Raw genomic sequence first — 12,800 nt, 5'->3', positions numbered from 1 at the left:
AACTGTTTTAACAAATCAAAAGGGGTTTTTATAACTGGCTCAAAGCTGAAAGCTTTACGGAACCTCCAGCCTAGCTGGAGGTTTTCTGTGCACAACAAAGGAGCCGGAGACGTTCAGCGGCCCCGTCTCCCACGGCACGTTCAGATAGTCGCGGCAAATCCGGTATGCCACCACTTTCCAGCATATAGATGGTTTAAAGTCATCTATATAGGCTGAAAATCATCAATAATTATCAACAGCTTTTTTATACTTATTAAGGAAATCATTTAATTGTGTAACACCGTCGAGTTCACACTGATTTTCAAGAAGCTCTGAACGCTGACCATCCATACCGTTATACAATGCACATCTATCGGAAATGGATTTTCTCTGCGCGTTGTAAAAATTCATATTGACTGAGTATTTTTCACCATGTCCCCTATCATATTTTCAATAGAAAATTCGAATTTTTTGATGTTACCTTGAAACAATGAACGTATAGCATCATTATTCTGAGTGAAGAAACTGGTTTCTGTCCTTGCAGCCAGAATCTGAATATTGCTTACTCATAAAATCGCAATGAAGTTTTATATACTCATTCCACTTGAGTTGTGGGGTTATCTTAGAGGAATTCCTTAATTCTGCTTGTTTCTCAATTATTGCTTTCAACTCTCGATTTCGTTCAAATGTTTGCTGATACAAACAGGCATTTTTATTTATCTTGTATTCCTCACCATCATTAGGTGTGTACGCACAAATATCATCCCGTAGTTTAATCCATAACCGTTGTGTTTTTTTAACCTCATTCTTTATTTCAGGAAATGTTGTGACTATATTTTCATATAAATAATTGAGAAGATTATCTTCGGATTTATAATTATCATATGAGCATTTCGCTAACTCATTAGTATTCCCCGTCGTACAATTTTCAAACGCAATTACAGATGAACTAAACAACATGAACAGTATTAATTTATTCATTGAGCCATTCCTTCTTCAAACAATTTTGCTTCATCTTCTCTACGAGTTATCAGGCCATCCAAACCTTTGCCAATCCAAAGTCTCTTCATTGATCGGAACTGACTTGGTATGTTACTAAGATTACCGGATATGAAATCATCATGTATTTTTTTCATTTCAACACGCGATGCTACGCTCGGTCTGGTAAAAGAAGTCCCCCTATTAATAACTAAAGAAAGCATAGCCCCCTGGCAATGAGGATGAGTATTTAAAACCTCAGGGTATGTATCTACAACAATTTGCGCATATTTTTCTTTCATTTTCATAGCTAAAGCTACAGCATCTTCTCTACTAATTGTTATATCACTCAGTGAAGGGATAACAGCGGAAGCTCTATCCCCCTGAAGCCCAATAGCCTGTTGTAATCGGTCCAATTGCCCTTCAGAGAAGTAACCAGAGAGCATAGCACGCATTTTAGACGCTGTTTGCTGTCCCAAGTCATATCCATAACCAATAGTTACGCCGCTGGCATCACTGCCTTGAGGTACGTATGGAGTCTTTTGATAACCTTCAGCCTTTAAGATTAAATTTGCTGCTTTTTTAGATATTCGATAAACACCTAAGCTCGTTTGGAAATCAATCGTATCACCAAATTTATCTCCAATCGCACCCAAAAACATCACCGGATGCATATGCCACAACATCGGCCCCAGTTTTAGCTTAGTTGCATCCTGCATCCACACCATCTTCTCTATATAGGCTTCACTGTACGTTTTCCATTCCGGCGCATCATTCGTCAGTTTGTTCAAAAACGACTGCCAAATCGACGTATCCTTTTTGTGATACCACTCACTCGGATGCTTCACAATCATCTTGTTCTTCACATCGCGATAAGATGGATTATGAATCGCGCTCAGGTATTCCCGGGGCGAATAGGGACTGATGCTGCCGTCAATCCGGTATAGCAACCGCTGGTAGTTATGCGGCACGCCCCTGTGGGTGCAAATGGGACACTATTTAATTGTACTACAACTAAATATCCCTATAGAATTATTTAGAAAACCTCTTCATTACAATTTCATCAGGTACAGACATATTGGCATATACGAACGGAGATTTATCAGTAAAGTGATAAATTAAATTATCTTCTTTAGGTGTCAAAACAGCCTTGCCAGCACCACCAAAAGTGCTGTCAAACGAAATCTGCGCATGCCTATCAAAAATGTCACCAGCGATATTGTCATCATCATCTTGCTTAGCACAATCTATTCTGTTCCCATTGTTCGTGATGAAGCAATATTTCCCAAAAATATGATTTCCAACTTCTGTTAAATGAACAGTATAAGTGCTCGATTTTCCTTCACTCACCCAACCTCCGCCAAAGTCTGCCAATGTATAAAAAAGCATCATTAGTAATAATGAATAAAATTTTCCCATGCTGTTACCAAATAGAAATAACCAGCCACAATAAAAAAGATTACTCATCTGATTTACAAAAATCACAACGATCTATCAATTGCACGCTGTGGTATTTTATAGGTATGATTATTTTCACTCACCAAATAAATGTATAGCTTGTAGAATTGGGCTGCTGCCTTTTTATCGGCCTCACCCCAAGAAGCATCTGCGATATTTAAATATGCAACAGCTCTTTTGGGTGATTTTTTGATTACAAGTGACAGGATATTTATAGCATCTTTGTTCAATCCAGCTTGTTGTAGCAGAAATCCATAATCATTGAATATTTCCTCATAATATAAATTATTAGAAATAGATTCCTTAATGTATGGCTCAAGAGAAATTGAAGCCTCTAATGCCCCATCGGTTTTAAAAAGATGAAGTGCATTGGTGTGATTGAGTTTTATTAAGCTATCGAAATCCGCTTTGTATTCTCTACTTTTGCTATTCACAAGAGAGTAATCCCCCGTAAAATCCGTTCCTAGCGGGCAGACATCGATAGACTCGTTTGTTGTAAAGGTTATAATCTTCTTATCAACTTCAAATAATGCGATGTTTTTACTGTCACTTTCGTATCCCATCAAATCTGTGGAAAATGGAATCAAATTCCCTTCATAGTTTTTGTTTTGTTCTTTAAGCTTATATTTAACAGAGCAATCCGCTATTGATGCCCCCCCTGCATCATTCCCCCCTCCCAATAGAGTAGAAGTGGTTAGGTTTGACTTCTCATTTATCTCCAAACCTAAAACTGTTGTATCGCTACTATAAATAGCAACACCAGCATGCGTATATACTGTGAAAAATATAAAAATCGTATTAATAATCTTTTTCATTACTCAATCTCTCCAATGCTTCTTTCTTCTCACTAATAAAACGAGCACTAACACCTGCTTGTACCGATGCTGAGTTTTTAGAAAAATAGACTAAATTCCCACCTGAGTTTTTCTTTCCCCTCTCATCATAGATCGCACGAATCAAAGTTTGATCATAGGATTTTGTCTCAGACACTTCCTCACCGATACTTCTTATGGCATTGATAATTATTTTGTTTTTAGGGCCATGTTGTACTGCTGTAGACCATACAACATCATTAAGGGTATGTGAATGATAGCGTATATCAACATCGGTCTCTGAAAGAGTATGTTCAACTAATTTATCAAAATGCGTTTTCTTAATAAATTCATGCTCAATACCTTTAAATTCTGTTGCATTATTTTTTACAAGTTCTTTCCACTTAGAGGTGAAAGATGAAGATCCCGGCACTAAACCATTAAATTCATTTTTCCATTTGAATGAGCTGTCTGAAATAAATATCTTAACAGTCCCACCAACTACTGATTGAAGCTGCCCATGAATTCGCTTCGTTGTCTTACTTGTCATTTGGTATGAGCCGTACGAAACGCCTCCAGCATCACCCTCACCACCAGAGACTGTCTGAGAACCACGCCCACCGGTTTCATATTTAGAAGACAATGAACCTAAATCATAGTCTCGCTTTTTATGATAGCTGTGGCTAGCAATTGCACCCAAAAACATCACCGGATGCATATGCCACACAGATGGCCCAAGTTTTAGTTTAGTTGCATCCTGCATCCACACCATCTTCTCTATATAGGCTTCACTGTACGCTTTCCATTCCGGTGCATCATTCGTCAGTTTGTTCAAAAACGATTGCCAAATCGACGTATCCTTTTTGTGATACCACTCACTCGGATGCTTCACAATCATCTTGTTCTTCACATCGCGATAAGACGGGTTATGTATCGCGCTCAGGTATTCCCGGGGCGAATAGGGACTGATGCTGCCGTCAATCCGGTATAGCAACCGCTGGTAGTTATGCGGCACGGCACGGTGAGTCACCCGGATATCATGACTGGCGGCGTTATGCAGCCAGTCAAGAATTCTGCGCACCAGCCCTTTCGGCGGTGTTTTACCGTCCAGGTGGTCGAAGCTCGGTGCCTCATCCACCGTCGTGGTGAACCCCAGCCTGTCGAGGTCGTACTGCGACAGCCTTTCCACTGCAGCGTTACTTTTCGGCACGTAGCCGTTCGCATACGGCAAAAACCAGTATTCCTGCTTCTGTGCGTCAGTTTCTGTTTTCACCTGACTCAGTTTAAGAAGAGCTTCTCCCTGTGTGACGTGCCCGCTGCTGACCATGGAATTCATATTCAGATCTTTCGAGAATAACGGCAGTCCCGTCAGATATTTCAGATATTCTTCCCTGTAAAGCGGAAAAAATATCAAATACTCCAATTTATCCAGACACTATTTTCTGGGGATTATTCGAAATAGCTCTAAAAATAGGATCTACTCACTTATTTTTAAATACTCATATCCCTTGAACTCATACTCAACTGAAATACTTGAATCTTTACTATAGCAATTTAATAATATTGAGGAGCGACTAAGTCGTTCTATGTTTTGATATACTGGTGTCATGTAAAAACCAAAATCACAATCTTCATCCTGAGGATTAATGATTTGAATTACCTGCCCATCATTTTTGTTTATCACTTTAACTTTATTAATTATTACCTTATTCCCACTTTGCTTATAAACCCCAATAAAATAATGTTTCTCTGTATCCCCCCAGAACGGTATATCTAGCTCTCCGCTTTCACTTTTTACATTTGATTTATTCATAGAGGAAACTTTAGAAAGTACAACATCTAATTTGACGTTATTATTTTTCCACACCCCCTTCAAAATTTGATTACGCTTTATAATTCTAAAAGGACATTTTGTAGAGTCATATTTATCTCCAGATACTATATACCTTTCAAATTCTTTTTTACTTGATATCTCACACAACGTAATATTACCTACACTTTCTTTACCAAATAAAACAATCGGTGAATTATAACGATCATAATAATAACTACCTTCAATATTAACACCACCACCAAAATCATATGACTGAATAGATAAATGTACTGGGTGTTTTCCGATCGTTCCAATATAATTATCTACTACATACCAGCTTTCGCTAGCTTCACTGTTGCCACAAAAAAAACTCCCAAAAAAAATAAAAATGACTTTAAGATTACTCAACATGCACTTATTAAAGCCTTTCTTATTCATTGAAATGCCTCCAAAAATATTTTTTTATTCATTATTTTTTCAAAATGCTTACGTCTTTTAGCATAACTATCTGTATGCAAATTTATTTTAGACGTTATCTTATCCACAACTGAACCAGTGTCGCCAGTATCTGCTATTGAATACAACTCTTCACGAAGCCAAAAGTATACTGCCGAACGAACACAATAAACAGGACTTTCAAGGAGGGATGGATTATTAATGAAGTCAGCACCATCACCCCACTGAGTTTTATAATAATCAGAAAAACCTCTGTAATTCTCTTTACCTGTCAGATGCACTCCACCTCGTCCGCAATATTTACTACCATCGCCAGATGAAACATTCCCATTTCCGAGCCGGTTGGCATAGACACGATTGGCAATTGCAACCTCATTGGCCCGAGTTATTATCCTTCCTCCAGACTTCTTATATGAATACTTTCTTGCCTCATCCGGATGGACTCTAAAATATTTAAAATTTGCTTTCAAACCTTCTTCGCTATAATTTAATCCTTCTACAGGGCTAGCTCCTCCCCCCATTTCCTCTCTCACTTGAGCAAAAAAATGATTAACACGCCGGAGCGTATCTAGCTTGTATTTTTCTGCATTATCATTTATTTCGCCAGCAAATTGTTGTAAAAAATCTTTTTTATTCGGGGCTCTTAATCCTTCAAATAATTCATATAGCATATCAACTGTAATGTTGACCTGTTTTTTTGCTTCTATCGCCCCCAAAAACATCACCGGATGCATATGCCACAAAGATGGCCCAAGTTTTAGTTTAGTTGCATCCTGCATCCACACCATCTTCTCTATATAGGCTTCACTGTACGCTTTCCATTCCGGTGCATCATTCGTCAGTTTGTTCAAAAACGACTGCCAAATCGACGTATCCTTTTTGTGATACCACTCACTCGGATGCTTCACAATCATCTTGTTCTTCACATCGCGATAAGATGGGTTATGTATCGCGCTCAGGTATTCCTGGGGCGAATAAGGGCTGATACTGCCGTCGATCCGGTATAGCAACCGCTGGTAGTTATGCGGCACGGCACGGTGAGTCACCCGGATATCATTACTGGCGGCGTTATGCAGCCAGTCAAGAATTCTGCGCACCAGCCCTTTAGGCGGTGTTTTACCGTCCAGGTGGTCGAAGCTCGGTGCTTCATCCACTGTCGTGGTGAACCCCAATCTGCCGAGGTCGTACTGCGACAGCCTTTCCACTGCGGCGTTACTTTTCGGTACATAGCCGTTGGCATAGGGCAAAAACCAGTATTCCTGCTCCTGTGCATCTTTTTCTGTTTTCACCTGACTCAGTTTAAGGAGTGCTTCGCCCTGCGAGGTTCTCCCGCTGCTGACCATAATTTTTGTCTTCAGGTCTTTTGAGAACAGCGGTAAGCCCGACGGGCATTTCAGATACAGCGGCGCACTTTCACCCACCTTCTCGGGATTTTTCAGGAAGGTTTCGAGGTTGTCATCCATGCTCAGGCATTCAATATGTACCTGATAGCGGGCATCATATCCCCCCTCTTTCGGCACCTGAAAATACCCCAGATGACCGATGCTGTCGCCGGCCCTGATCGGATACGGTGTGGGGCATATCACCTTGTCAAACTGCATCGGCTCCGCATAAGGCGGCAGCAGATGCGCCCACCACGATGGGCGCACAGCAGCACCTGATGACGGCACAAGATTATCTCTGTCCGTCAGGATCCAGTATTGTTGCCCTTCCACCAGACGGGTCTGCGTCCCTTTGGCCTTCGCATCGGCTGGCAAACCTCTAAACGTCACCAGGCCATAGCGGCGCCCCTTGGGCCCCGTTGCGCTACAGCCTGTTTCTGTCGCATCCCATTCAATCTGTGAACCTTTCGGGATGCTGGCTAGACGATATGTGTTTCTGTTCCCGGCGTTGGCATCAGGAGTCCACTCACGGCGAAATACGGGCAGCTTATCATTCACAATCCACTGCGTTTCGTTTTCACTTTTTTCATAAGCAGAATACGGCGCCAGGTGCATATACAGCGTATAAAAATTCAGGCCGCTTTCCGGTTTCTCCCCGGGCTGAATAGAGTGACGCACCAGAACAAAGGAGCCGGAGACGTTCAGCGGCCCCGTCTCCCACGGCACGTTCAGATAGTCGCGGCAAATCCGGTATGCCACCACGTCCCCGTCCGCCATACAGCGAATGCTCTGCTCCCCCTTGTAAGCCACCGGGAAATCCAGCAGCTCAGAAGCCGCCCTGCCGCTCAGCGCACACCAGGGCGTGGTGGCGTTCGTGATATGAATACCCCCGTGCCACATGCCGTTACTTCCCAGCAGGTACCAGCCGGTTGCTTCACCGTCCAGATGCGACATCACATCGTCTCGGTTGGCAAAGTCATTGCCGCGCTTACTGGCTGGCACCGGCCAGGCGAATTTTGGTAATACTGACATGTCTGGTCCCTCAGTTACTCAGCGGTTTACTGATGACAGATTTCATTTCCGCTATTTTAGTCGTATTAAAGTCTGGCGCATCCACAGGCAGGTCTCCTCCGGAGCCCGGTATCAGATACTCGGCCACTTTCATGGTCAAATCTCCATTTGAGCCATGTTCAATGCCGCTATCGCTGAGCTTCACATAGGAGCCACCACCGTTAATGGTCAGCGTCTTCGGCGTGCTGATAATCACTTCATCTTCAGTGCTGCTGATAGTCAGCTTTTGTTGCGCGCTCATATCGAGTGTATTGTGGCGGGAATGAATTTCCACGTCGCCGAGATTGGCGATGAGCTTCGCCCCACCCTTGTGAACAAACAAGCCGAGTTCTTTGTCCGCACTCACCGAGATATTACCCATCGCCCCCACGTCCAGATGTTTCCCGGCATTGAGCATGGTATTCTGCGTGCTCGTTAGCTGGATATGTCCACCGGAGGTAAAAGCGATCCCCTGCGGGGCAGAGGCCAGCATCACCGCTGATTGCAAATCGGCAATATTCTGCATGACCAGATTGCGTTGTGTCCGGATGTCGCTGACCAGCGCTTTTGCACTTTCTGCGGCATCGTTCAGTGCTTGCATCTCGCTGTTCGCCTGCTTTATCTGGTTCACGGCAGACGACATTTCCAACATGGGTCCCTGCCCTTTTGCTTGGGCATCTGCCGTCAGCAACATTCCGCGTGCTGCCCGCACCGCGCCGTACTCATCGGTACGCAGTTCAAATCCGGTCCCACGCTGCTCACGCCGGCTGTCCACGACGTGACCACCATTTAATTGCGTCTTACCAAACGGGGTGGCGAGCTTAAAATGCTCTTCCTGACGCTTGTCTTCCAAGCAGAGTTTGTTGTCCCCCGCCGTGCGCCAGACGTTACGCGTGTGGTTATCATTCGTCACATGATCCGGGTGTTCGGAATCGTGCTGGGCGTGAGCGATATACGGACGATCCGGATCACCGCTGTCAAATACCACGGAAACTTCGGTGCCATCGAGCAACGGGGAATGAAAGCCATAATTATCCCCAGCATAGGGTTTTGCCATTCGCAGCCAGAGGTACGCGTATCCTTGTACAGTGCTGCTACGGTCAAAATCGAGTCTGACCCGATAACGTCCTTGGTTGTCTAGGTACGCATAAGTGTCACCCTTCTCGTCGCTTTCCACTCGGGCAGGCAAGGAGCCAGCAATCACCGGGCGATCCAGTAACGCCGGACGATAGCAAACGGTTTCACTGTAAGGGATCCCCGTGAAGCGCAGTTGAAACCCCTTATCACGCGCCCCAGAGGTGTGAACATTGGTGATCACAATGCCGTCTTTCAGGGCCCCTGGGGTATTACCCTGAGGCTCCAGCACTTCGCCGGGCGCCAATACCGGGCTGCTTGAACGCCCGGTGATAATCTGTTGGGCGTTGAGCGCGCGCTCATGACGCAGACGGGCAAACCAGGCACCGCTTTCCGGGGTTTCTGCTTCCCCTTCACTCAAAAACGGCTCTGCATAGTGGTAAGTTTCACCGATAGTGGCACCGCCTTCCTGACGGACGGTCGCCGAACTATCTTGCGGGGTCAGCGCCTCACGGTAATTATAGTCGCGGTTGGCAACGCTACCGGTCACCACTTGGTCTTCCGTACGCAGATCCCAGACGCTGTCTTGGCCGTTATCATTGGTGCGTGAGGGCGGGATAACCGGTAGCTTCACACCAAACTGATACTGTAGCTGGCTGTCCTGAAAAATCACCACATCTTGTTCAATTCGGCAGTCCATCTCAAAGCGCCAGAAGATCCCCACTTCCGCCAACAGGCGCTGGATAAATTCCAGATCCGTTTCGCGCCACTGGGTGATGAGCTCACGGACCGGATAATGCTGTGACAGGCGAAATTCAAAGTCGGCGCCCTCAAGTCCGTGTGAACGCAGGATCTGCTCCACCACCTCCGGCACCGACTGGTTGAGGTACACCTCACTGCGTTGGGTGTACTTCATCAGGGCAATGCGCGGCACGATACGCAGGGCGTAGGTGATTTCATCCCCGGAGACTGAAATCCGCCGGAAGGTATCCACCACGCCATAGACCGTGCGCAACGGCACAGCCGGGGTACCATCATAGAGTGGTGACTGAAAAGTGAAAGACGCTGGTTTCAGCATCAGCTCACTGCTGGCTATGCTCGCCGCACAGGTGACAGTGACATCGTAGCGCCACGGCTGGCTCAGCATTTCACTTGCACGATAGCGCAGGACATCAAGAAAATGTGGACACTCGTGCACGTCGACGCGGTAGCGGGACAGCCCCAAGACCTCGTCAATCGCCTTCTGTGCCAGACTGATAATGCTTTCACTCATCGCTCATCTCCTGTGTTGCACTCGCCGGAGCATCAAACGCCAGCACGATCCCTTCTTCTTCATCCCAGCCCAGTTGCAGGCGCTGCGGTTGCTCCCCCTCCGCCAGATAACGCAACAGCTGCTGGCTCAGCACCGGCAGGATTTGCTGGTTCAGCAGGCTGTCGATGTTGCGCGCCCCGCTGTCCGGCAGCAGGCAGGCGGCTACCAGCGTGTCCCGCAGGCTGTCGTCGATGTCACACGCCATGCCGTAATGCCGTTGCAGCCGCTGCGCCACCTGCCCCAGCTTGATGCCGACGATCCGTTTCATCGCCTCGCGCCCCAGCGGGCGGTAAATCAGCGTCTGGAAGCGTGCCAGCAGCGCCGGCTGGAAGTGGTCGCGCAGGATCGGCCGCAGCAGCGCTTGTAAATCCGCGTCCGATGCCGCCGGCTGCTCCTCCAGCAGTTGCATGAGGTGGTCGCTGCCCAGATTGGCGGTCATCACGATGACGGTATTGCGAAAATCAATTTCCCGCCCTTCGCCGTCGCGCATCATGCCGCGGTCAAAGACCTGATAGAACAGGTTCAGCACGTCGCGGTGCGCCTTTTCGACTTCATCCAGCAGCACCACGCTGTACGGCCGTTTGCGCACCGCTTCGGTCAGCACGCCGCCCTGACCGTAGCCCACATAGCCCGGCGGCGAGCCTTTCAGCTGCGAGACTGTGTGCGCTTCCTGATATTCCGACAGGTTGATGGTGATCAGCGATTTCTCACCGCCGAACAGTTCATCGGCCAGCGCCAGCGCGGTCTCGGTTTTCCCTACCCCGCTCGGCCCCGCCAGCAAAAACACCCCCAGCGGGCCGTTCTCCGGCGTCAGCCCGGTTTTGGCGGCGCGCAGCCGTTGTGCCAGCGCCAGCAGCGCCGCGTCCTGCCCAATCACCCGCTGCCCCAGTTGCTGCTCCAGTTGCAGCAGGTGGGTCTGTTCGTCTTTTAACAGGCTGCCCAGCGGCACGCCGGTCCAGTCGGCGATGACCGTCGCCACAGTGCGCGCATCCACGTCCAGCGACAGCAGCGGCAGGCAGCCTTGCAGCTCGCGCAGTTGCTGGTGCACCGCGTTGCGCTCCACCACCCGCTCCGCATCCTGACGCAGCGCCAGCAACCGTTGGGTCAGTTCACGCTCCTGCTGGTATTGTTGCGTCAGCCGGGTGTGCTGCTGTTGCAACAGCGTGCGGCGGTCGTTGATGTCGGCCAGCCGCGCCGGGTTGAGCTCCGCGCTGAGCAGCGTATCCTGCTCTATCGCCTGCTGCTCCAGCGCCAGCGCCGCCAGTTCAGCCTGTACCTGTACCAGCGCCTCCGGCTCGGTGTCCAGACTCATGCGTACCCGGGCGCTGGCGGTGTCCAGCAGGTCGACCGCCTTGTCCGGCAGCTGGCGGCCGGTCAGGTAGCGGCGTGATAAGCTCACCGCCGCCTGCACCGCCGAGTCCTGAATATGCACGCCGTGGTGGCTGGCGTAGCGTTCCTTCAGCCCGCGCAGCATCAGGCAGGCGGTGGCGTCGTCCGGTTCATCGACTTTCACGGTCTGAAAACGGCGCTCCAGCGCCGCATCGCGCTCAAAATACTGTTTGTATTCGCTCCAGGTGGTGGCGGCGATAGTGCGCAGTTCGCCGCGGGCCAGCGCCGGTTTCAGCAGGTTGGCGGCATCGGCCCCGCCCGCCTGATTGCCCGCGCCAATCAGGGTGTGCGCTTCGTCGATAAACAGCAGCACCGGCGTCGGCGACTGCTGTACCGCCTCAATCACGTTTTTTAGCCGCTGTTCGAACTCGCCTTTCACCCCGGCTCCTGCCTGCAACAGCCCCAAATCCAGAGTGCGCAGGCTGACCGTTTTCAGGCTGTCCGGCACGTTGCCCTCGCTAATGCGCAGCGCCAGCCCTTCCACCAGCGCGGTTTTGCCGACGCCCGGCTCGCCCACCAGCAGCGGGTTGTTTTTGCGGCGGCGGGAGAGGATGTCCACCATCTGGCGGATTTCGCTGTCTCGGCCAAAGACCGGGTCGATGCTGCCCGCTTTCGCTTTGGCGGTGACGTCCAGGGTGAATTTGTCCAGCACGCTTTGCCCGGCGTGGGTCAGAGGAAGGCCGTGCGCTTCAGCCTGCTCATCGCTGAGGGGGGACGCGGTCTGATTCGGCTCTTGCTGTGCTTGCCGCGCCGGCCGTTCGTCCGACTGGGTATCCAGCACGGGCAGCAGCCGCTCCAGTTGCGTCCGGCTCAGGCTCAGCAGCGCCCATGCCGCGTCCGTCTCCAGCAGTGCCGGGTGTTCGAGCAAGGCCAGCAGCAGATGCTGGCTGCGGATTTCATTGATGTCTTGCTGCATCGACGCCGTCAGCCACGCTTGCTGGATCAGCCGTTGCAGTTTGGCCGAGAGCGGCGGTTTGCTCTGTACCGTATGCGGCAGGGTCGCCAGATGCGCCAGCAACCCTTGCCATAACGCGTCCAGATCCCATTCATAACGCCGGGCTATCGCCGTGATATCCCCTTCCCCCTGCTCCAGCAGT

The 12,800-nt window shown here is 48.7% G+C and carries 9 protein-coding genes and 1 pseudogene; all 10 read right to left on the bottom strand.

All coding sequences use genetic code 11. The features are described from left to right. Nucleotides 1–222 precede the first annotated feature (222 nt). Nucleotides 223–402: pseudogene (locus tag ACQKDS_RS19785) on the bottom strand (hypothetical protein); the annotation flags it as partial. 84 nt (nucleotides 403–486) lie between these two features. Beyond that, a complete protein-coding gene (locus tag ACQKDS_RS19780; protein WP_399673883.1) occupies nucleotides 487–960 on the bottom strand; it encodes a lysozyme inhibitor LprI family protein in 474 nt (157 codons plus the stop codon). Beyond that, entirely contained in the window at nucleotides 957–1,811 is an 855-nt protein-coding gene (locus tag ACQKDS_RS19775) for a pesticin C-terminus-like muramidase (protein WP_399673885.1), read from the bottom strand. The genes ACQKDS_RS19780 and ACQKDS_RS19775 overlap by 4 nt, the downstream gene beginning before the upstream one ends. A 178-nt stretch (nucleotides 1,812–1,989) precedes the next feature. Continuing rightward, nucleotides 1,990–2,376 carry a hypothetical protein gene (locus ACQKDS_RS19770; RefSeq protein WP_399673887.1) on the bottom strand — a complete coding sequence of 129 codons (387 nt, stop codon included), beginning with the start codon at nucleotides 2,374–2,376 and terminating at the stop codon, nucleotides 1,990–1,992. A 62-nt stretch (nucleotides 2,377–2,438) separates the two neighbouring features. Then, nucleotides 2,439–3,230, bottom strand: coding sequence for a tetratricopeptide repeat protein (locus ACQKDS_RS19765; RefSeq protein ID WP_399673889.1), 792 nt, complete (start codon nucleotides 3,228–3,230; stop codon nucleotides 2,439–2,441). Then, complete coding sequence (locus tag ACQKDS_RS19760; RefSeq protein ID WP_399673891.1) at nucleotides 3,214–4,563, bottom strand: hypothetical protein; 1,350 nt, start codon at nucleotides 4,561–4,563, stop codon at nucleotides 3,214–3,216. Before ACQKDS_RS19760 ends, ACQKDS_RS19765 begins: the two co-directional genes overlap by 17 nt. A gap of 141 nt (nucleotides 4,564–4,704) precedes the next feature. After that, nucleotides 4,705–5,478: a hypothetical protein gene (locus ACQKDS_RS19755; RefSeq protein ID WP_399673893.1), complete on the bottom strand. Its 774-nt coding sequence runs from the start codon at nucleotides 5,476–5,478 to the stop codon at nucleotides 4,705–4,707. Next, on the bottom strand, nucleotides 5,475–7,910 hold the full coding sequence (locus ACQKDS_RS19750; RefSeq protein WP_399673895.1) for a glycoside hydrolase family 19 protein: 2,436 nt from the start codon (nucleotides 7,908–7,910) through the stop codon (nucleotides 5,475–5,477). Before ACQKDS_RS19750 ends, ACQKDS_RS19755 begins: the two co-directional genes overlap by 4 nt. Nucleotides 7,911–7,920: 10 nt before the next feature. Beyond that, nucleotides 7,921–10,275, bottom strand: a complete 2,355-nt coding sequence (locus ACQKDS_RS19745; protein WP_399673896.1) for a type VI secretion system Vgr family protein — start codon at nucleotides 10,273–10,275, stop codon at nucleotides 7,921–7,923. After that, nucleotides 10,268–12,800, bottom strand: a 2,533-nt coding sequence (gene tssH / locus ACQKDS_RS19740; protein ID WP_399673898.1) for a type VI secretion system ATPase TssH, incomplete at its 5' end; no start/stop codon positions are given. The genes ACQKDS_RS19745 and tssH, both read right to left, overlap by 8 nt.

Origin of the sequence: Serratia sp. NPDC078593 (assembly GCF_050268245.1) — a bacterium.
Classification (GTDB): domain Bacteria; phylum Pseudomonadota; class Gammaproteobacteria; order Enterobacterales; family Enterobacteriaceae; genus JBNNGK01.
Note: the sequence above shows the minus strand (reverse complement) of the source record. Positions and strands in the feature narration are given on the sequence as shown.

Bases quoted from the DNA above. Each gene is read 5' to 3' on its own strand.
- ACQKDS_RS19780 (WP_399673883.1), bottom strand. From the start codon at position 960: ATGAATAAATTAATACTGTTCATGTTGTTTAGTTCATCTGTAATTGCG.
- ACQKDS_RS19775 (WP_399673885.1), bottom strand. From the start codon at position 1,811: ATGATTGTGAAGCATCCGAGTGAGTGGTATCACAAAAAGGATACGTCG.
- ACQKDS_RS19770 (WP_399673887.1), bottom strand. From the start codon at position 2,376: ATGGGAAAATTTTATTCATTATTACTAATGATGCTTTTTTATACATTG.
- ACQKDS_RS19765 (WP_399673889.1), bottom strand. From the start codon at position 3,230: ATGAAAAAGATTATTAATACGATTTTTATATTTTTCACAGTATATACG.
- ACQKDS_RS19760 (WP_399673891.1), bottom strand. From the start codon at position 4,563: ATGAATTCCATGGTCAGCAGCGGGCACGTCACACAGGGAGAAGCTCTT.
- ACQKDS_RS19755 (WP_399673893.1), bottom strand. From the start codon at position 5,478: ATGAATAAGAAAGGCTTTAATAAGTGCATGTTGAGTAATCTTAAAGTC.
- ACQKDS_RS19750 (WP_399673895.1), bottom strand. From the start codon at position 7,910: ATGTCAGTATTACCAAAATTCGCCTGGCCGGTGCCAGCCAGTAAGCGC.
- ACQKDS_RS19745 (WP_399673896.1), bottom strand. From the start codon at position 10,275: ATGAGTGAAAGCATTATCAGTCTGGCACAGAAGGCGATTGACGAGGTC.